The following is a 17,503-nucleotide window of genomic DNA, read 5'->3' on the forward strand; positions in this document are numbered from 1 at the left end:
CGAGACAGACACAATGCGTTCGACAATCACCAGACCACTCACACGGATCGACACCGAGACGCGCATCCAGTACGGATTGATGCTCCTGTTTGGCACGCTCTGCCTGCTGGCAGCAGTCGCCCCACTGGAGCTGATGACGAAGGTCGTCGTCGTCTCCGTGCTGTTCGGCTTCACTGGCGGGCTCTGGGTCTCCCATCTCGTTCAGATCGTCCAGCGAGCCGCACCCGAGGCCGAGACATGAGCAACGATCTCGCAGACGAACAGCCCGACCGTTCGCTCTCCGGGATCGAGTTCCTGACCGGCGAGGACCCGAGCGCGGGGTCGTTTCTCCTCGTGGTCGGGATCGTCACGTGCGTGTTCATCGCAGCGTTCCAGTTTACGCTCCCGGAACCCATCTCGACGGTTTTGACCAGCCTCGTCGTCGTGCTCGCCGTGATCAGCTTCCTGCTGGGCGCGATTCTGGACGCACTGGGCTACTTCGACGTGCCGGACAGCTAAGCCCCAGCCACACGATCTGATCGGCCCTCGGGACGCCCGAGCGGCCTCATTCGAGCTGGTGGTAGTCCAGTTCGTGCCCTTCGTCGAGAGCCGCCTGGACGGCGTCGCTCGGCGTGCCGACCGGACGCGTCTCGGTCCGCATGCCACCGACGTCGGAGCGTTCGAAGTAGATGTTGCGCTGCCAGTCCGGGTCCGTCTCCGTCTCGTCGGTCCGGTAGTGTGCGCCCCGAGACTCGGTCCGTTCGAGTGCGCCACGCAGGACCGCCTCTGCGGCGGTCAGCATGAACCCGATGTCGATCGCGAACTCGAACGACGAACTCGTCGTCGGCCCCACGTCCATGTCGGCGGCCTTCCGGCGGACCTCGTCGAGTGCGTCGAGGCCCGCCCGCAACGACGCGTCGGTCCGCAGGATGCCGGCGTGTTCCCACAGCAGGTCCTGCAGTTCGGTGAACACGTCCATCACGTCGTGAGAGCCGTCCCGACCGGCCAGTGTCGCCAGGTCGCGGAACTGCGGCTCGGCGATGTCGGAGACGACCGCCTCGGGCAGGTGCCCCGCTCCGTCGACGCGCTCGGCGATCCGTTCGCCCGCAACGACGCCGAAGGCGACGGTCTCTGCCAGCGAGTTGCCACCGAGTCGGTTGGCACCGTGGACGCCGGCCATCGTCTCGCCGATCGCGAACAGTCCGTCGACGGTCGTCTCCCCGTGCTCGTCGACGGCGACCCCGCCCATGCCGTAGTGGGCCGTCGGCGCGACTTCGACTGGCTCGGTGGCCATGTCGACGCCCAGTTCCTGGAACCGCTCGTACATCCGCGGGAGACGCTCTCGAATGAACGCACGGTCCCTGTGAGAGAGATCGAGGGAGACGCCGCCGTTGTCGGTGCCACGTCCTTCCGCGATCTCCTGTGCGATCGCTCGGGCGACGACGTCGCGGGCGTCTAGCTCCATCTGGTCCGGTGAGTACCGCTCCATGAACCGCTCGCCGTCGGTGTTGTAGAGGTGTCCCCCCTCGCCGCGAACCGCCTCGGTGACGAGTCTCCCACTCCAGGGCTCCCACTCGGGATCGTCTTCGTCGACCGCCATCCCCGTCGGGTGGAACTGGACGAACTCCATGTCCATGAGTTCGGCACCCGCGTCGTAGGCCAGTGCCGGCCCGTCGCCGTTGTTCTCGTCGTCGCGGGACGTGTGGCGGTTGTAGGCCGCGGCGTAGCCACCAGCCGCGAGCACGACGGTCCCCGCGTTGACGAGCACGAACTTGCCGGAGTCCATGTCGAACCCGACCGCGCCGTAACACTGGTCACCGTCCGACAGCAGCTTGGTGATCAGCACGTTCTCGCGGTACGGCACCGACAGCTCCCGTGCCCGGTCGACGAGCGTCTCCAGCATCGACTCGCCGGTGTGATCGCCCGCGAACGCCGTCCGGCGGAACGACTGGGCACCGAAGAACCGCTGGTCGATCTCGCCGTCGTCCGTTCGGGAGAAGTCCATCCCCCAGTCGTCGAGTTCCCGGAGGCGATCGGGCATCTGTCTGGTCACCGTCTCGACCTTCTGTGGGTCGTTGACGAAGTGGCCCTCGTTGAGGGTGTCGGCGGCGTGGATCGCCCACGAGTCGTCCGGATCGTGGGTCCCGAGTGCGCCGTTGATGCCACCGCGAGCCCACGTCGTGTGGGCGTCGCCGTGATTCCGTTTGCCCAGCACCAGTACGTCGTCGACGCCGCGATCGGCGAGTTCGATCGCCGTCCGAGCGCCGGCAGCGCCCGCTCCGACGACGAGTACCGAGACGTCGACTCGCTCGTATTCGGGCACAGACGTTCCGTCGCTGTCGGCAGTGTCTGGGTTGCTCACATCAAGACAGAGGGGCGCTGGACCCTTACGGCTTTCGCGCGCGTGCGCGTGATCGCACGCGAAGCCGCGAAACACGTATCGGTCGAGAGGCGCTACGGCCGGTGTGACCGAGCCAGAACACGCCGACGGCCTCGAAGCGCGGCTCCGAGAGCGGTTCGGCGACCGCGAGGGCGTGTCGCTGACCGTCTCGGACGACGGCCACTGTCGCCTCGCCTTTCCCGACCGGACGCTCGTCGTCGAACGGCGTCAGGGGCCGGCAGGGACCGCAGCGTGGACGCTCGTCGTGCGAGCCGGCGGGGAGACGGTGAGCAAGTTCGGCCCGCTGGAGACGACGACGACCGTCCTCGAACGGGTCGCCGCCCTGGCCGACGCGGACGTTCGCTACACCGTCTGCTGTGACGGGACCCCGTCGTGAACCACGATCGCATCCACGCCAGAGAGCCCGACCACCACGTCGATCGGTGGGAGCGTGGGCAGATCGAGACACTCGAAGAACGCGACGGCCACTGCGTCGTCACGGTCCGCGCCGACGACGGGGAGTGCGTCGAACTGACCGTCACCTTCGCCGTCCGGGACCTGTTCGTGGGACGACTCGACCTCGACGGCGGATCGCCGGTCGGCGAAACGGTCTGGTACCGCGTCCGGGGCGGGTGAACGACAGACGTTTCGGACCGAAACCGCAAGCGAAGACTACGGGATGGGACGTAGGGACGCCCTCGCCGATTGTCTCGTCGCCGAACGCGAACACCTGGAAGCGAGTGGCGACGCGGCCGTGGGTGAGTAACGTTTATTCGGTTGAAATTGCTACTCAGTTGTATGGCGACGGCCGTGAAGATGGACGAGGCGGTCAAGGAGAAGATAGAGGAGATCCAGGCCGAGATCAGACTCGAAACGGGTCGGAAGGTAACCCAGCAGGAGATCCTCGAACGGATGGTCGAGAACGTCGATCGGTCCCGGACGGAGTTCGTCGATTCGTTCCGTGACTCGACGGTCCCGCTGAGTGACGAGCAAAAAGAGAAACTACGCGAGAGTCAGTTCGACTCGGGCGTCGAGACCGACGAGGACGACATCGACGACATCCTCTACGGATGACCGTCTTCGTCGATACTGGCGTCGTCTACGCGGAGCAGGATCACTCGGCATCTCGCCACGATGTCGCCGCCGCAGCGCTCGAAGCAGTGCAAGACGGGGCCTTCGGACAGCCGTACGTCAGCGACTACGTCTACGACGAGGCAGTGACGTTGACGCTACAGCGAAGCGGCGATCACGAGCGAGCAGTCCACGTCGGGAAGCGGATTCGAGGCGACGGCTACCCGAGCGAGTTCTCGATGCTCGATGTCGAATCACCGCAGTTCGACGAGGCCGTGGAGATCTTCGAACGGTACGACGACCAGCGCCTCAGTTTCACGGACGCGACGACGGTCGCGCTGGTCCGGTCTCACGACATCGACCACGTCCTCGCGTTCGACGACGATTTCGACGGTCTCGTCGATCGCCTCGCTCCGGCCACCGTCGCGGAACGCAACCCTTAGGCACGCGCTCTCCCCACTGGGGGTAATGCGAGACCACTTCGAAGTCGGCCGGTACGACGCGGCCGGCCGCCTGGGCGAGCTGACGGTGCCCCGGGCCGGCGTCACCGTCGAGACGCCCGCACTCCTGCCCGTCGTCAACCCCCACGTCCAGACGATCGAGCCGTCCACGCTGGCGTCGGAGTTCGGCGCGGAGATCCTCATCACGAACAGCTACATCCTCCACCAGAGCGACGACCTCCGCGAGCCGGCCGAGCGGCAGGGTCTCCACGAACTGCTCGACTTCCCGGGGGCGATCATGACCGACTCCGGCTCCTTCCAGCTGGCCGAGTACGGCGAGATCGACGTGACGACGGCGGAGATCCTGGCCTTCCAGCGGGAGATCGGGAGCGACATCGGGACGCCCGTCGACATCCCGACGCCGCCGGACGTGGCGCGCGAGCGGGCCGAATCGGAGCTGGCGACGACCCAGGAGCGCCTGGAGATCGCCGACGGCGTCGACACCGGCGAGATGCTCACGACTGCACCGATCCAGGGCTCGACCTATCCCGACCTGCGCGAGCGAGCGGCCGAGCACGCACACGGGACCGACCTCGACGTGTTCCCGGTCGGTGCGGTCGTCCCGCTGATGAACGAGTACCGCTACGACGACCTCGCGGACGTGGTCGCGGCCTGCAAGCGCGGGCTCGGCGAGGACGCGCCGGTCCACCTGTTCGGGGCCGGCCACCCCATGATGTTCGCGATGGCCGTCGCGCTTGGCTGTGACCTGTTCGACTCGGCGGCGTACGCGCTGTACGCTCGTGACGGCCGGTACCTCACCGTCCGTGGTACCGAGCACCTCGATGACATGGAGTACTTCCCCTGCTCGTGTCCCGTCTGTGTCGAGTACGAGCCCGCGGACCTGCGGGCGATGGACGACCAGCGCGGCGAGGACCTGCTGGCCCGCCACAACCTCCACGTCACCTACGGCGAGATCCGGACGATCAAGCAGGCGATCAGGGACGGCGACCTCATGGAGCTGGTCGACTCGCGGGCCCGTGCCCACCCGACGATGCTCGACGGCTACCGGACGCTGCTGGACCACGCCGAGCAGCTGGAAACGACCGACCGGATCGCCAAGGACACCGTCTTCCACACGTCGACGGAGAGCGCGCGCCGTCCCGAGGTCGTGCGCCACCACCAGCGTCTCGACCGCTTCGACCTGTCGGGCTCGATCCTGCTGACCGAGGGCGAGCGCGACGAGGGGTACGACGAGAGCTGGCAGGTGACGCCTCCCTTCGGCCCCTACCCCAGGGAGATGAGCGACGCCTATCCCTTCACCGCCGAGGTCCCCGAGCGACTCGCTCCACAGGCCTACGAGACCGCCGCCGACGGCGTCGCCCGCCTCGCCGAGTGCAACCCCGACGCGACGTTCACGCTCGCACAGTTCGAGTGGCCCGAGAGCGCGCTGGATCGCGTGCCCGACTCGGTGACGGTCCGCCACCTCGGCGAGGACTGACCGGGATGCCGTGTCGGCCGTCCCGTCGCGTGGCGACTCGCCGGCCGGGGAGACTCGCAAGATAGTTGGGTCCCCGTAGCCGATACAGGGCCATGACCGAGTACTTCGAGGTTCACGAGCGCGACGGCGCGGCGCGGCTGGCCGAGTTGCGGCTGGCCGATCCGGTCACGACGCCCGCGGTCGTGGACGACCACCTCGCGGACGCCGGGAGCCTCTGGCCGACGGAGCGAGACGTGCCGGAGGGTGACGAGAGCGTCCTCACCGTCCTCCCGCACCGCGGCCTCCCCGGTGGCACGCCCGAGGAGGTCGCCGAGGCGTTCGCCGTCGACTATCCTGACGTGGACTATCCGAGCGCCGCCGTCGTCTCGACGGAGACGGCCGACGACGACAGCGCCGACGCGTACGTCCTCTCGGAGGCCGCCGGGGTCGTCGGCCACGCCGAAGCGTTCGTCGAGGCCGTGATCGAGACGCGCGAAGCGATCCCGGACGACACCGCCCTGATGCTGTCCGGCGTCGCGACGCCGCGCAACGTCGCCACGCTGGTCTACGCTGGCGTCGACCTCGTCGACCGGGACCGGGCCGTCGTCCGGGGGACACAGGGACGATATCTGACGACCGACGACGCCTACTTCCTGGAAGACCTCGACGAACTGCCCTGCTCGTGTCCGGCCTGCCGGCAGCCCCGCGAGGAGTTCGACCGCCAGGACTGTGTCGACCACAACGTCAACGCACTGGAAGCGGAGCTGGCCCGTGTCCGTCGCCGGATACGAGACGGCCGGCTGCGTGACTACGTCGAGGGCCAGGCTCGTCAGGACCAGTGGCTGACGGCGACGATGCGGCGGCTCGACCAGCAGTACGCCTACCTCGAACGCCACACGCCGATCTACCGCCGCGAGGAGATCACCGCCGCGACCGAAGACACCATGCGCCGGGTCGAGATCCAGCGGTTCGCACAGCGGGTCACCGAACGCTACCGGCCCCGCTTCGACGAGCAGCCCCTCGTCATCGTCCCCTGCTCGGCGCGCAAGCCCTACAGCGACTCACAGAGCCACGAGCAGTACCACCGGGCGGTCCAGTTCCGGGGCCACATGGCGTCGATGACCTCGCCGATCGGTGTCGTCCCACAGGAACTGGAGCTCACCTATCCGGCCCAGCACTACGACTCCGTCGTCACCGGGCAGTGGAGCGCCAACGAGATCGAGTTCGTGGCCGACGTGCTCGAACGCTATCTCGACGGCACCGACTACCCCGAAGTGATCGTCCACGTCCCCGGCGAGGGGTACCGCGAGATCTGCGAGCGCGTCGAGGAGCGTCTCGACCAGTCCTTTACCTACACCGTCGAAGACCACCCGACGACGGCAGACTCGCTTGCGAACCTCGCCGGGGCGCTGGAGGGGTACCCGAAGTACCGCAAGCGCGAGCGCCAGCACAACACGCTCCGGGCAGTGGCAGACTACCAGTTCGGGGCCGGTGCGGGCGACGAGATCTTCGGCGACACGCTGACCGCGGAAGGGACGTACCCCCAGCTACGGGCCCACGGCGAGCGGACCGACGGCGGCCAGGGAGAACAGCTGGCGGCGCTGACCCAGCAGTACGGCGTCCTCGGACTGACGATCGCGGGAGCCCGACGGTGGGTCGACTCGGACGTGTCGGTAAAGCGCGTCGCGATCGACGACTTCGTGCCACACGGCTCCGTGCTCGCGCCGGGCGTCGTAGAGGCCGACGACGAGATCCGCGTCGGCGACGAGGTCGTGATCGAAGGCCCGTCGGCCTTCGGCGTCGGCCGCGCGACGATGCCCGGTCCGGCGATGGACGAGGCCACTCGCGGGATCGCCTGCCAGGTGCGCCACGTCGAAGAACAGTAGCGTGCGGTGACCGTCAGGAGTTGCGGACCAGCGGCTCGTACCACTCGCGGTTCTCGCGGTACCAGTCGATGAAGGCCGAGACGCCCTCACGGATCGTGTACTCCGGCTCGTAGCCCAGCAGCTCCGCGGCTCGCTCGGTGCTGGCGTGGGTGTGCTCGGCGTCGGCGTCGTGGCGCTCCTCGTAGACCAGATCGAGCTCCGGGGCGAGCTGGTCGCGGATCTCCTGGGCCAGCGTCTCGATCTCGATGTTGTCCGTCGAGCCGACGTTGATCGCCTCGCCGTCGGCCGCGTCGGTGTCGAGCAGTGCGACGTTCGCCTCGACCACGTCCTCGATGAAGGTGAAGTCTCTCGTCTGGCTCCCGTCGCCGTAGACGATCGGAGATCGGCCGTCGAGACAGCGCGAGACGAAGTTCGAGATCGCCATGTTCGGGCGCATCCGCGGCCCGTAGACGGTGAAATAGCGCAGCGCGACCGCCGACAGATCGTACACCTCGCTGTAGGCACAGACGTACCGTTCGGCCGCGAGCTTGGACGCCCCGTAGGGACTGACCGGCGTCGTCGGGTGCTCCTCGTCGTAGGGCAGGTACCGCGGCTTGCCGTACACCGACGACGAGGACGCCATCACGAACCGCTCGAGGCCGGTCTCGCGGGCCGCGTCCAGTAAGTTCAGCGTTCCGTCGACGTTGACCTCGTCGTACTTGCGCGGGTTCTCGACGCTCTGACGGACGCCCGCCTGTGCGGCCTGATGGTAGACGTAGTCGGCGTCGGCGACCAGCTCGGCGACGAGGTCGGCGTCGCGCACGTCGCCCTCGACCAGTTCGTAGCTACCGTCGCCCGACGCCGCCTGCTCGCGACACTGCTCGATCGTGTGCTGTTTGATGTCCACGTCGTAGAACGGATCGAGGTTGTCCAGCGCGACCACGTCGTGGCCGTCGACGACGAACCGCTCGGCGATGTGACCGCCGATGAACCCCGCACCGCCGGTGACGAGAATCCTCATTGTCGGAAAGGCCACGGGCTGTCAGTAAAAACCCGTCGGGACTACTCCGCGCCGTCGACCGCCTGCACGGCCTCACCGTCGTCGACTTCGGCACCGTCGGTGAGCCGTTCCTCCGCGGCGTCTCTGTCCTCGGGATAGCCGATGTCGGTGCGCCAGCCGTCCATCCGGATGGCGTCGATGGTCCGCCCGGAGTGCAACAGGAGGTCAATCGCGTCGCTGATCTCGTACTCGTCGCGGTTGGAGGGCTGGACGAGGTGACACGCGTGGAAGATCGCCGGTGTGAACGTGTAGAACCCGGTCATCACGAGGTTCGACGGCGGGTCCGCTGGCTTCTCGACGACCTCCTCGATCTCGCCGTACTTGTTGGTGTCACAGACTCCGTAGCGAGAGGCCTCGTCCCACGGCACTTCCTCGACGAGGAAGGCGGCGTCGGCCCGCTCCTCGCGCTGGCGATTGATCACGTCCTGGAGGTTCGCCTGGAAGATGTTGTCGCCGAGCATCAGCATGAAGTCGTCGTCGATGTGCTCCTCGACGGTCAGCAGGGCGTGGGCCAGCCCCTTCTGGTCGCGCTGGTGGGCGTACGTGATCGGGACGCCCTCGAACTCGTCCTCGAAGTGGTTGATGATGACCTGTTTCTTGTAGCCGACGACGACGAGCAGTTCGTCGGCACCGAGCTCGATCAGTTGCTCGAAGCAGTGAGTGAGAATCGGCTTGCCGGCGACTTCGACCATTCCTTTGGGCTTGTCTTCGGTCAGCGGGCGGAGCCGGGTGCCTTCCCCGGCGGCGAGGACGACAGCTTTCATACGTTCCCTTTCACCAGTCAGTCAGCTAAAGGCTATCGGTCGAACAGAATCCTCAAGGCCAGTCCCGGCCAACTGGCGGCCAATGAAGGTAAGCATCGTCGGCAGCGGGTACGTCGGGACGACGCTCGCGGCCTGTCTGGCCGACCTCGGACACGACGTGGTCAACGTCGACATCGACGAGTCGGTCGTCGCCGCGATCAACGACGGCGACGCGCCGATCCACGAGCCCGGTCTGGCAGAGCGCATCGAGCGCCACGCGGGCGACCGTCTGCGGGCGACGACCGACTACGCGGCCGTTCGCGAGACCGACGCGACGTTCCTCGCGCTGCCGACACCCGCAAACGACGACGGGAGCAACGACCTCTCGATCATGGAAGCGGGCGCGCGCTCGCTGGGCGAGGTGCTCCCGGCGGGCGGCGACCACCTCGTGATCGTCAAGAGCACGGTGATCCCGGGCAGCACCGAAGCGGTCGTCACACCGGCAATCGAGCAGGCCGGCGACCTCGCGGTCGGCGAGGACTTCCGGATCGCGATGAACCCCGAGTTCCTCCGGATGGGGACCGCCGTCGCGGACTTCACGGACCCGGACAAGATCGTCTTCGGCGCGACCGACGAGCGAGCCTACGAGACGCTCGATCGGATCTACGAGCCACTGGTCGAGGAGACCGGGGCCCCGGTCGTCCGCACCGGCCTCCGTGAGGCCGAGATGATCAAGTACGCCAACAACTCCTTCCTCGCGACGAAGGTGAGCCTCATCAACGAACTCGGGAACATCTGCAAGGAGTACGGCGTCGACGCCTACGAGGTCGCGGACGCGATCGGGCTCGACGACCGCATCGGCGAGCGGTTCCTCCGGTCGGGGCTGGGGTGGGGGGGTAGCTGCTTCCCGAAAGACGTCGACGCACTCATCGCGGCCGCGGAAGACGCCGACTACGACCCGGAACTCCTGAAGGCCGGCGTGAACGTCAACGACCGCCAGCCAGAACGGCTCCTCTCCTTGCTCGACGATCACGTCGACGTGGCGGACAAACGGATCGCCGTGCTGGGACTGTCCTTCAAGCCCGGCACGGACGACGTACGCGGGACGCGTGCGATCCCGGTCATCGAAGGGCTCCACGAGCGAGGAGCCGACGTGGTCGCCTACGATCCCGTCGCCGTCGAGAGCTTCCGGGAGTACGCGCCCGACGTGGCCTTTAGCGCCGCCGACGCCGCGGCGGACGCCCTGAGGGGAGCCCACGGTGCAGTCGTCGTCACCGACTGGGACGAGTTCGCGGCGCTCGACGACGAGTTCGACGAGATGGCGGACCCCGTCGTCGTCGACGGCCGCCACGTCGTCGAGCGGCGCGACGGCATCACCTACGAAGGCCTGACCTGGTGAGCGCACAGCAAGACATTTTTGCGCGTCGCCGGCCAGTCGTCGCTATGTCCCGTCGGCTCCCACTCGTCTCCAGCCGGATGCGCTGGCTGGTCGTCGGCTGCGTCGCGGCCGTGATCCTGTTCGTCTCGGTGCTTCGCCCAGGCTCGGCCAGCCGGATAACGGGTCCGCTCGGCGTGTTCGGGATCGACAAGTACCTCCACGTGCTGGCGTACGGCGGCCTCGCGACGGTGCTTGCCTACGCGCTGGCGGAGCGAGAGCCACGCAGAGTGGCCGTTGCGGTGTTCGTCCTCGCGGTGGCGTTTGGCTTCGTGGTCGAACTCGTCCAGTTGCCACTGGCGTACCGGCAGTTCAGTCGTCTCGACGTGCTCGCAAACGCCGTCGGCGCGTCCGTGATCGCCGCCGGCTGGGGCGTCATCGCCACCCGACTGCGCTTCGAACCGGTCACGGACGAGGCGACGGAGTTCCCGTCCGACGGCGAGCCGTAGCGAAGCCGCTTTACGCACAGCCCCGCTTTGCCCCACAATGAGCACGCCCACGCCCGAAGTCTACGAACAGGGGAAGGGCATGGACGCCCACAACAAGGTGATGCGCGAGGTCCGCTCGCGAAACGACGCGTCCTACGATCCCCGCGAACCGACCCGCGTCTGGCTCGACGAGGACAACACGCCCGACGGCGTCTACCAGAGCCTGACGATCATCCTCAACACCGGCGGCTGCCGGTGGGCCCGCGCCGGTGGCTGTACGATGTGTGGCTACGTCGCCGAGAGCGTCGACGGCGGCAGCGTCGCCCACGAGGACCTGATGGCTCAGATCCAGTACTGTCTCGACCACGAGGCCGAGGAGGCCGACGAGAAGGCCGGCCTCATCAAGATCTACACGTCCGGGAGTTTCCTCGACGAACGCGAGGTCGGAGCCGAGACGCGGCGAGCGATCGCTTCTGAGTTCGCCGACCGCGACCGGATCGTCGTCGAGTCGCTGCCCGACTTCGTCGACCGTGCGAAGGTCGCCGAGTTCGTCGATGCGGGACTGGAGACCGACATCGCGGTCGGCCTCGAAACGGCGACAGACCGCGTCCGCCGGGACTGCGTGAACAAGTACTTCGACTTTGCGGACTTCGAGGACGCGGCCGCACAGGCACAGGCCGCCGGTGGCGGCGTCAAGGCGTATCTCCTGATGAAACCGCCCTTCCTCACGGAGTCGGAGGCGATCGAAGACATGCAACGTTCCGTGCGCAAGTGCGCCGACGTCGAGGGGTGTCACACCGTCTCGATGAACCCCTGTAACGTCCAGCGGTACACGATGGTCGAAGAGCTGTTTCACGACCAGGGGTACCGGCCCCCGTGGCTCTGGTCGGTGTGTGAGGTGCTGGAATCGACCGCCGACGAGGACGTGATCGTCGTCTCGGACCCCGTCGGCCACGGGAGCGATCGCGGCCCACACAACTGCGGAGAGTGCGACGACCGCGCCCAGCGCGCGATCAAGGACTTCGACCTCCGCCAGGACCCGAGCGTCTTCGAGCAAGTCACCTGTGACTGTGAGGCGACCTGGGACGCCGTCGTCGAGCGCGAAGCGAGTTACTCGCTCCCCCTGGCCCGATAACCGTCCCCGATCCCGGCCAGGAACGGGAGCGCTCGCTGACTCGCTAGTCTGTGGAGATTGCCAGTAGGTGTCGCCTTCCGCCAATTTCCACTTTCACTCCGGTAACCCCGTCTTTTTATTCCTGGGTGTCCTATCGATGATTAGGGGTCAGGATCTTGTCACACGCTCCATGGCCCCTCGTTCCCATCCTCCGAGACGATACTCGTCCAGCCGACGGTGTGGCAGTCCGCTCGTAATACTGCCGGCTGTGACTGTTTCAAGATATTCGCGACCCCGTGGTCGCGAAATTCTTCACAGACTGACAGCCAGCAGTATAAGGACCGATCGAACGCGAGTGCTCGGCTGAGTACATGCACAACTTATATGCCGTCGCCACAGGATTCCCTATCATCTATGTTGGAAGATTCGATCAAGTATCAGTTGCAGGGAGACGATTGGCTCAAGCGCGTCGGCATCGGTGGGCTGGTCGTGCTTCTGGGCATCTTCGTCGTGCCGCTGTTCACGTTTCAGGGGTACATGCTCGAAGTCATGCGCCGAGTACTCGGCGGCGATACAGCGACGCCTCCCGAGTGGGACGAACTCGATCTGGTCGAGGCGACGGTCGACGGCCTCAGATATCTCCTCGTCGTGCTCCCGTACACGATCGGTGCGCTGCTCGTCGCGATGATTCCCGCTGCGATCGTCGCCGTCCTCGGAGTGGCGTCCGGGAACGAGGGACTGTTCTTCCTCGCGGTGTTGATTGGCGTGCTGTGTTACGGGGCTACGAGGAGAAAGCCCCGACCTTCAGGGCGGGGATGAATCCGACAACTCCTACGCAATCCACCGTTCGATTGCTCGGCTGGATATTCCACGCTCCAATCCATACTCTCAAGTAACTCTGACTACATAGGTTACGTATGGCGAAACAGGTCGTTACCCGCACCTACACTGCTTCCATTAGGAACCAGCAGCGGGTGTCTGACGACCTTGATTCGCTCGGGTTCGCAGCCTCGAAACTCTGGAACGTCGGACGGTGGGTCTGCGACCGAGTGTGGTCTGAAATCGGCCACATTCCCAGTCACAACGAACTCACCACCTACCTGAAGTCGCACGAACGCTACGATGACCTGCATTCTCAGTCAAGTCAGCGAGTCCTTCAAGAACTCGCTGAAGCGTTCAACGGCTGGTACGGCAAACGACGCAATGGAGACACGAGAGCCAACCCGCCGAAGTACCGCAAACACGGCGACGACCACCCCCGAAGCACGGTCACGTTCAAAGCCGCCGGCTTCAAACTCGACACCAACTACGAGCGAGTCCGCCTCAGCAAAGGCTCGAACCTCAAAGCATACTGGTCGGATTTCATCCTCTGCGAATACCAGACTCGTCCCGACGTTGACCTCTCCACCGTCAAGACCGTGCAACAGGTTCGGGCTGTCTGGACCGGCGACGAGTGGGAACTCCACTTCGTCTGCAAAGTCGAGATCGAGGTTTCTGAAGCACCCGGTGAGAAGACCGTGGGTGTTGACCTCGGCATCAACAACTTCGCCGCACTCGCCTACCAAGACGGTCACAGCGAACTGTACCCGCTCAACTGCTTGAAGCAGGACGACTACTACTTCAGCAAGCGACTCGCCCAATGTGACGATTCTAACTCCGAGCAAGCTACGCGGTTGAACCAGAAGAACTCGGCTCGTCGCACTCACTACTTCCACACGCTCTCGAAACACATCGTTCAGCGATGTGTGGACGAAGGTGTTGGTACGATCGTGGTTGGCGACCTCTCCGGCATCCGCGAGGACGAGGAGACCGACGAGTCGAAAAACTGGGGGAAACACGGCAATCTCGACCTGCATTCGTGGGCGTTCGACCGCTTCACTTCGATGCTTGCGTACAAAGCCGAGATGGACGGCATCACGGTCAAGCAAGTGTCTGAGCGGGACACGTCGAAGTCGTGTTCGTGTTGTGGTCGGAAGCGGAAGGCGAACCGCGTGGAGCGTGGGTTGTACGTCTGTGATGAGTGTGAGACGGTGGCGAACGCGGATGTGAACGGTGCTGAGAACATCCGGCAGAAAGTATCTCCGAATCCTCACGGAGAGGATAGGAGTAACGGCTGGTTGGCACAGCCATCGACGTTCTTGTTCGACAAGGAAACTGGTGCGTTCGCACCTCAAGAACAGATCACGTCGTAAACCACAATATCCCAACGGCGGTCGGGAATCCTCGCCCTTCAGGGCGGGGAGGATGTCAATTCCTGGGTCTGATCGCAGTCGCCGTCGCCGTGCCGGTCGCGACGGCGAACTTCGTCCGTAAGGACAGCGTCTCAGCGGCCTTCGATCTCGACGTCGTCAAGACGCTCGTGACCAACCGCACGATGCTGGTTGCCGTGTTGCTCGCGTTCGCCGTCAACATCATCGCCTCGGTCGTCGGGAGTGTCCTCGGCTTCACGATCGTTGGCTTGCTGGCGGTCCCGTGGGTACAGTTCGTCTTTCAGTCGGCGATCTTCTACGTCTGGGGCAGCGGCTTCGCCGACGCGTACGAAGAGGAGTACGGCGAACCGCCCCTCACTCGCGACACCGACGTGGGTTCCGGCGACGCCAGCGCACCCGCAGAAGGGACTTTCTGATACTGCCGGCTGTAAGTCTGTGAAGAATTTCGCGACCACGGGGTCGCGAACATCTTGAAACAGTTACAGCCGGCAGTATGAGCGCGCACACTCGTTCGATAGAAACCGTTTCTACGGCGGTTCGCTGACCTACGCCTCCGCGAATCCGCGGAGGACGCCCTGGCCCTCGACGGCACCGATGTCGGGCAGCGAGACGCGCTCGGGGTGGGGCATCATGACGGCGACCGTGTCGTCCTCGCCCGTGATGCCGGCGACGTTGTGCTTCGACCCGTTCGGGTTCGCACCGTCGTGAACCGCGCCGCTCTCGTCACAGTATTTGAACAGAATCCGGTCGTCGGCTTCCAGTGCTTCGAGTCGGTCGTCGTCGATCTCGAAGCGGCCTTCGCCGTGCGCGATCGGGAACTCGACGACCTGCCCCTCGTCGTAGGCGGCCGTCCACGGCGTGTCGGCGTTCTCGACGCGGAGGTGGACGTGTTCACACTGGAAGCGTGCGCTCCGATTCGTCGTGAACGCCCCGGGCGTCAGCGCCGACTCACAGCCGATCTGCGCACCGTTGCAGACGCCCAGTACCGGGACCCCCTCGGCCGCGACCTCGCGGACCTCCTGCATGATCGGCGACCGTGCCGCCATCGCACCTGCTCGCAGGTAGTCGCCGTAGGAGAACCCGCCGGGGAGCATGACGCCCTCGACGTCCTCCGGGAGTCCGTCCTCGTGCCACACGAGTTCGGCGTCGATGCCCAGATGGGACAGCGCCTGCACGGAGTCGCGGTCGCAGTTCGAACCGCCAAAGCGGACGACGGCGACGGTCATGCGTCGGCCCGCTCGACCGCCACCTCGTAGTCGTGGATGGTCGGGTTCGCCAGCAGCCGCTCTGCCATCTCACCGGCCCGTTCGGCAGCCTCGTCTTCGCTCTCGGCAGCCAGATCGAGCTCGTAGCGGTCCGTCGATCGGAGCGCGTCGAGTTCGAACCCCAGCCGTTCGAGCGCTCGCTTGGTCGTCTCGGCTTCGGGGTCGAGCACGCCCCGCTTGAGCCTGACCGTCACGGTCGCGGTGTAGTCAGTCATTGGTGAACCGACGGTGGGGACCGGGCAAAACGCTTGTGTTCTCGCCCGTGCCGGCGCAACCGGACTTCGACAGAACCCCTACAGCGTTACGTCCCGCCATCCCTCAGGCTGACCGGACAGACCGCGAACACGAAGCTGGTGTCCGCCGTCGCCCTCGCGGAGTTCGACCCGCCCGTCGAACGCCTGCGCGACGCTCCGAATCGTCCGTTCGTCGTGTGCCGCGGGATCGACGGCACAGACACCCAGTCCGTCCGCCGCTCTGACACGACCGGCAACAGTGTGCAAAAACCGATACACCGGCCGCACGTCGTCGGCGTACACGAGCAACGGACCCAGCGTGTACACTCCCAGCCGGACTCTCTGCAGTCCGTCGTCGTACAGTTGCTCGTACAGCGCGGAGAGCGACATACCGATCCCCGTCAGGTCGGCCGGCGTCGCGACACCGTGCACGCGGTCGCTCTCTGTCCCGTCGCTCTCGTGTGCACAGTCGACGAGACACATCCGCCCCGGGTCCGCGTCACCTCCGGCCGCCTCGAAGTCGGTAACGACCTCACTGGCACTCACGTCCGCAGTCACGAGCAAGATACCTTCGTCAGCCGGCCCAGACAGGAGGCCCAGCGAAAGCTGCCGCAGGCCACCGAGCGACGGCCCCGTCACCAGCAGATTCGTCCCGGCTGGAACCGGATCCAGTGGCACTCCCTCGAACCCGTATCGCGTCTTCACCTGACTCATGTCGATCTCCAGTGACTCGCCCGTCGCTCCTGGTCCGTTCGCCGTCGGCGACTCGACCCGACTGCACCGAACTCTGGGCTGTCGAGTGGCTCACACCGCACTGCTCGGTCGTTGCTGGGACCGGCTGCCGACGTGGTTCGACCGCTCACGTACTCTTCTGGTCAGTCCTCCGTGTTAGGCTTTATCGCCGCGAATCAATTACTGATACCGAGGCGAGTCACTAGCCCGTGGTTGCGGTAGTCGTCTGGTTCGCTTCGTAACTCGGGTGTGCTGGGCCAGGTCTTGAATTTTGAAAGAACCCCATATAATATCGTTGTCCGCTAGTAACATCCTTAGTAAATCTCCAAGCAGACATATATTCTACATAGCTTTCCAGATATACTTCTCCGTTTGTTGTTAGAACAACAAAGTTCAATTTCTTTGGTATCATACTAACCGATACATTATCAGACTCACGGATTCGTTCACTGCCTCCAGCATAATTCAACATTACGGACTGAGTTTCCTGAATATATCTAGATTCATTATCCGGATTCGTTTCCCAATAGAGTGTTGCTGATTCATTCCTTGGGTCCACAGTATAGTTCTGGACATTTACACCGCTCTTGTTGGATAGCGTATTATTATATACAATCATAAATGATACATATTCAACTATCTCTCTTTTGACCTGACCGCCATATGTGGTACTACCCTCAGGAGTTTCAGTTGATACGGTTGTTTGGGCTGGTTCTGGTGTTGTTGTAACTGTCCCGGCAGTTTGGGTGTTATTAATACTTTGAACCACTGTCTGCATATGGCTGCTTTCTGAAGTATTGGTATCTACAGGCCTGCTAGGTTCAGCTACTCCACCATACATATTAGAGGCGAATGCTAAAATTGCATACATAAATAAAGAAATGTACAGAGCCATTAATACCCCACTAATAACTCCTCCATCTTCATTGATTCCGGGTAGTAAACTGAATAGCTCTGCGTATTTATCAGTATTTGTTCCAACAGCGATTGGTAAAGTAATTGGGAAAAAGAGGAGTCCAATAACTCGAAGAATTTGTTTCATGATGTGTTTTGTTTTATACCCCAACATAC

The 17,503-nt window shown here is 64.5% G+C and carries 21 protein-coding genes; 14 read left to right on the plus strand and 7 right to left on the minus strand.

Going from position 1 to position 17,503, the window contains the following annotated elements; all coding sequences use genetic code 11:
- Window positions 1–13 precede the first annotated feature (13 nt).
- Window positions 14–241: a hypothetical protein gene (locus tag ACAH01_RS13550; RefSeq protein ID WP_153552834.1), complete on the plus strand. Its 228-nt coding sequence runs from the start codon at window positions 14–16 to the stop codon at window positions 239–241.
- Window positions 238–498: a hypothetical protein gene (locus tag ACAH01_RS13555; protein ID WP_153552835.1), complete on the plus strand. Its 261-nt coding sequence runs from the start codon at window positions 238–240 to the stop codon at window positions 496–498. The genes ACAH01_RS13550 and ACAH01_RS13555 overlap by 4 nt, the downstream gene beginning before the upstream one ends.
- Before the next feature lie 46 nt (window positions 499–544).
- Here ACAH01_RS13555 and ACAH01_RS13560 read toward each other — a convergent pair whose 3' ends face one another.
- Window positions 545–2,341, minus strand: a complete 1,797-nt coding sequence (locus ACAH01_RS13560; RefSeq protein ID WP_372479552.1) for an L-aspartate oxidase — start codon at window positions 2,339–2,341, stop codon at window positions 545–547.
- A gap of 103 nt (window positions 2,342–2,444) precedes the next feature.
- Between ACAH01_RS13560 and ACAH01_RS13565 the strand changes: the two genes are divergently transcribed.
- The 6 genes from ACAH01_RS13565 to arcS all read left to right on the plus strand — a co-directional run bounded on the left by ACAH01_RS13565 (window position 2,445) and on the right by arcS (window position 7,233).
- Window positions 2,445–2,756: a hypothetical protein gene (locus ACAH01_RS13565; RefSeq protein ID WP_372479553.1), complete on the plus strand. Its 312-nt coding sequence runs from the start codon at window positions 2,445–2,447 to the stop codon at window positions 2,754–2,756.
- Window positions 2,753–2,995 (plus strand): hypothetical protein, encoded by a 243-nt coding sequence (locus tag ACAH01_RS13570; RefSeq protein WP_372479554.1) that lies wholly within the window; start codon window positions 2,753–2,755, stop codon window positions 2,993–2,995. The genes ACAH01_RS13565 and ACAH01_RS13570 overlap by 4 nt, the downstream gene beginning before the upstream one ends.
- A gap of 162 nt (window positions 2,996–3,157) precedes the next feature.
- Window positions 3,158–3,433 (plus strand): hypothetical protein, encoded by a 276-nt coding sequence (locus tag ACAH01_RS13575; RefSeq protein ID WP_153552839.1) that lies wholly within the window; start codon window positions 3,158–3,160, stop codon window positions 3,431–3,433.
- Window positions 3,430–3,873, plus strand: a complete 444-nt coding sequence (locus ACAH01_RS13580; RefSeq protein WP_170093565.1) for a type II toxin-antitoxin system VapC family toxin — start codon at window positions 3,430–3,432, stop codon at window positions 3,871–3,873. Before ACAH01_RS13575 ends, ACAH01_RS13580 begins: the two co-directional genes overlap by 4 nt.
- 25 nt (window positions 3,874–3,898) lie before the next feature.
- The gene (gene tgtA, locus ACAH01_RS13585; protein WP_372479555.1) at window positions 3,899–5,368 is read left to right on the plus strand and encodes a tRNA guanosine(15) transglycosylase TgtA; all 1,470 of its coding nucleotides are present in this window, start codon (window positions 3,899–3,901) and stop codon (window positions 5,366–5,368) included.
- Between the two features lie 92 nt (window positions 5,369–5,460).
- On the plus strand, window positions 5,461–7,233 hold the full coding sequence (gene arcS, locus ACAH01_RS13590) for an archaeosine synthase subunit alpha (RefSeq protein WP_372479556.1): 1,773 nt from the start codon (window positions 5,461–5,463) through the stop codon (window positions 7,231–7,233).
- A 13-nt stretch (window positions 7,234–7,246) separates the two neighbouring features.
- On the opposite strand, the gene ACAH01_RS13595 is transcribed toward arcS, so the two are convergent.
- Both ACAH01_RS13595 and aglF read right to left on the minus strand, forming a co-directional pair.
- Window positions 7,247–8,233: an SDR family oxidoreductase gene (locus ACAH01_RS13595; protein ID WP_170093562.1), complete on the minus strand. Its 987-nt coding sequence runs from the start codon at window positions 8,231–8,233 to the stop codon at window positions 7,247–7,249.
- A gap of 41 nt (window positions 8,234–8,274) precedes the next feature.
- On the minus strand, window positions 8,275–9,036 hold the full coding sequence (aglF, locus tag ACAH01_RS13600; RefSeq protein ID WP_170093561.1) for a UTP--glucose-1-phosphate uridylyltransferase AglF: 762 nt from the start codon (window positions 9,034–9,036) through the stop codon (window positions 8,275–8,277).
- Window positions 9,037–9,118: 82 nt separating this feature from the next.
- Between aglF and aglM the strand changes: the two genes are divergently transcribed.
- The 6 genes from aglM (at window position 9,119) to ACAH01_RS13630 (ending at window position 14,618) form a co-directional block, all read left to right on the plus strand.
- Complete coding sequence (gene aglM / locus ACAH01_RS13605; protein ID WP_372479557.1) at window positions 9,119–10,414, plus strand: UDP-glucose 6-dehydrogenase AglM; 1,296 nt, start codon at window positions 9,119–9,121, stop codon at window positions 10,412–10,414.
- Between the two features lie 44 nt (window positions 10,415–10,458).
- On the plus strand, window positions 10,459–10,899 hold the full coding sequence (locus ACAH01_RS13610) for a VanZ family protein (RefSeq protein ID WP_372479559.1): 441 nt from the start codon (window positions 10,459–10,461) through the stop codon (window positions 10,897–10,899).
- A 37-nt stretch (window positions 10,900–10,936) separates the two neighbouring features.
- Window positions 10,937–12,013 (plus strand): archaeosine biosynthesis radical SAM protein RaSEA, encoded by a 1,077-nt coding sequence (locus ACAH01_RS13615; protein ID WP_208628412.1) that lies wholly within the window; start codon window positions 10,937–10,939, stop codon window positions 12,011–12,013.
- A 393-nt stretch (window positions 12,014–12,406) separates the two neighbouring features.
- Window positions 12,407–12,811 (plus strand): DUF4013 domain-containing protein, encoded by a 405-nt coding sequence (locus ACAH01_RS13620; protein WP_372479560.1) that lies wholly within the window; start codon window positions 12,407–12,409, stop codon window positions 12,809–12,811.
- A gap of 98 nt (window positions 12,812–12,909) precedes the next feature.
- A complete protein-coding gene (locus ACAH01_RS13625; protein ID WP_372479561.1) occupies window positions 12,910–14,184 on the plus strand; it encodes an RNA-guided endonuclease InsQ/TnpB family protein in 1,275 nt (424 codons plus the stop codon).
- Between the two features lie 89 nt (window positions 14,185–14,273).
- Window positions 14,274–14,618 (plus strand): DUF4013 domain-containing protein, encoded by a 345-nt coding sequence (locus ACAH01_RS13630; protein ID WP_372479562.1) that lies wholly within the window; start codon window positions 14,274–14,276, stop codon window positions 14,616–14,618.
- 129 nt (window positions 14,619–14,747) lie between these two features.
- Here ACAH01_RS13630 and purQ read toward each other — a convergent pair whose 3' ends face one another.
- From purQ to ACAH01_RS13650, 4 genes are all read right to left on the minus strand, one after another.
- The gene (purQ, locus tag ACAH01_RS13635; RefSeq protein ID WP_208628411.1) at window positions 14,748–15,428 is read right to left on the minus strand and encodes a phosphoribosylformylglycinamidine synthase I; all 681 of its coding nucleotides are present in this window, start codon (window positions 15,426–15,428) and stop codon (window positions 14,748–14,750) included.
- Window positions 15,425–15,682: a phosphoribosylformylglycinamidine synthase subunit PurS gene (purS, locus tag ACAH01_RS13640; RefSeq protein WP_170093556.1), complete on the minus strand. Its 258-nt coding sequence runs from the start codon at window positions 15,680–15,682 to the stop codon at window positions 15,425–15,427. The genes purQ and purS overlap by 4 nt, the downstream gene beginning before the upstream one ends.
- 78 nt (window positions 15,683–15,760) lie before the next feature.
- A complete protein-coding gene (locus ACAH01_RS13645; protein ID WP_372479563.1) occupies window positions 15,761–16,414 on the minus strand; it encodes a hypothetical protein in 654 nt (217 codons plus the stop codon).
- 220 nt (window positions 16,415–16,634) lie between these two features.
- Window positions 16,635–17,474 (minus strand): hypothetical protein, encoded by an 840-nt coding sequence (locus tag ACAH01_RS13650; RefSeq protein WP_372479564.1) that lies wholly within the window; start codon window positions 17,472–17,474, stop codon window positions 16,635–16,637.
- Window positions 17,475–17,503: the final 29 nt, after the last annotated feature.

Source organism: Halomicrobium sp. HM KBTZ05 (assembly GCF_041530035.1).
In the GTDB taxonomy this organism is placed as follows: Archaea; Halobacteriota; Halobacteria; order Halobacteriales; family Haloarculaceae; genus Halomicrobium.

Coding starts and splice junctions, on each gene's coding strand:
- ACAH01_RS13550 (WP_153552834.1), top strand. CDS start 14: ATGCGTTCGACAATCACCAGACCACTCACACGGATCGACACCGAGACG.
- ACAH01_RS13555 (WP_153552835.1), top strand. CDS start 238: ATGAGCAACGATCTCGCAGACGAACAGCCCGACCGTTCGCTCTCCGGG.
- ACAH01_RS13575 (WP_153552839.1), top strand. CDS start 3,158: ATGGCGACGGCCGTGAAGATGGACGAGGCGGTCAAGGAGAAGATAGAG.
- ACAH01_RS13580 (WP_170093565.1), top strand. CDS start 3,430: ATGACCGTCTTCGTCGATACTGGCGTCGTCTACGCGGAGCAGGATCAC.
- tgtA (WP_372479555.1), top strand. CDS start 3,899: ATGCGAGACCACTTCGAAGTCGGCCGGTACGACGCGGCCGGCCGCCTG.
- arcS (WP_372479556.1), top strand. CDS start 5,461: ATGACCGAGTACTTCGAGGTTCACGAGCGCGACGGCGCGGCGCGGCTG.
- ACAH01_RS13595 (WP_170093562.1), bottom strand. CDS start 8,233: ATGAGGATTCTCGTCACCGGCGGTGCGGGGTTCATCGGCGGTCACATC.
- aglF (WP_170093561.1), bottom strand. CDS start 9,036: ATGAAAGCTGTCGTCCTCGCCGCCGGGGAAGGCACCCGGCTCCGCCCG.
- aglM (WP_372479557.1), top strand. CDS start 9,119: ATGAAGGTAAGCATCGTCGGCAGCGGGTACGTCGGGACGACGCTCGCG.
- ACAH01_RS13610 (WP_372479559.1), top strand. CDS start 10,459: ATGTCCCGTCGGCTCCCACTCGTCTCCAGCCGGATGCGCTGGCTGGTC.
- ACAH01_RS13615 (WP_208628412.1), top strand. CDS start 10,937: ATGAGCACGCCCACGCCCGAAGTCTACGAACAGGGGAAGGGCATGGAC.
- ACAH01_RS13620 (WP_372479560.1), top strand. CDS start 12,407: ATGTTGGAAGATTCGATCAAGTATCAGTTGCAGGGAGACGATTGGCTC.
- ACAH01_RS13625 (WP_372479561.1), top strand. CDS start 12,910: ATGGCGAAACAGGTCGTTACCCGCACCTACACTGCTTCCATTAGGAAC.
- purQ (WP_208628411.1), bottom strand. CDS start 15,428: ATGACCGTCGCCGTCGTCCGCTTTGGCGGTTCGAACTGCGACCGCGAC.
- purS (WP_170093556.1), bottom strand. CDS start 15,682: ATGACTGACTACACCGCGACCGTGACGGTCAGGCTCAAGCGGGGCGTG.
- ACAH01_RS13645 (WP_372479563.1), bottom strand. CDS start 16,414: ATGAGTCAGGTGAAGACGCGATACGGGTTCGAGGGAGTGCCACTGGAT.
- ACAH01_RS13650 (WP_372479564.1), bottom strand. CDS start 17,474: ATGAAACAAATTCTTCGAGTTATTGGACTCCTCTTTTTCCCAATTACT.